Annotated in this window: 2 protein-coding genes; one reads left to right on the top strand and one right to left on the bottom strand. The window is 65.1% G+C overall.

Translation table 11 applies throughout. The features are described 5' to 3' along the window. Positions 1 to 331 (top strand): 4a-hydroxytetrahydrobiopterin dehydratase (locus MBTS_RS23400; RefSeq protein WP_192216615.1); only part of this gene is annotated, 331 nt, incomplete at its 5' end. Between the two features lie 3 nt (positions 332 to 334). Here the strand turns inward: MBTS_RS23400 and MBTS_RS23395 are convergent. Continuing rightward, a partial coding sequence (locus MBTS_RS23395; RefSeq protein WP_192216614.1) for a hypothetical protein occupies positions 335 to 548 on the bottom strand: 214 nt, incomplete at its 5' end.

Raw genomic sequence — 548 nt, 5'->3', positions numbered from 1 at the left:
GGAACCGACAAGTGTTTATAAGAGACCGACCTACGAGGACGGCTGGATCCGGCGGACCTACAAGACGGCGGGCTGGAAGAGCACCCTCATGGTCATCAACACGGTGGGCCACCTCGCGGAAGCCGCCTGGCACCACCCGGACCTCACCGCCTCCTATGCCTGGGTCGAGGTGCGGCTGATGAACCACGCCGCCAAGGGCATCACCGACAAGGACTTCGCCCTGGCCAAGAAGATCGAGGAGGTGGTGGGCTGGCAACCGGGCACGGAGGGCCAGGGCCTCGAGGGCACGCCCACCGACGCGCGCTTCGCCTACATCAAGTACGACAAATAGGGGTCACTGCGCCTCCTTCACCCGGCGGCACTCGGTCTTGAGGTAGGCGGTCTTGCCGATCTCCTCGCCGAGGTCGGTGCGGGAGATGATCTCCTGCCAGCCGTTGGTGCAGCCGAGTTCGTTCGAGACGCGGACCTTGCGCACCTCGCTCGCCCTGTCGTCGGAGCAGGATTCGATCGGAATCGCGTTGGCGCAGACGAGCACGACGGCGATGAAG

It is taken from the genome of Methylobacterium bullatum, assembly GCF_014845095.1.
In the GTDB taxonomy this organism is placed as follows: domain Bacteria; phylum Pseudomonadota; class Alphaproteobacteria; order Rhizobiales; family Beijerinckiaceae; genus Methylobacterium; species Methylobacterium bullatum.
This window is presented reverse-complemented; position numbering and strand designations above follow the sequence as displayed.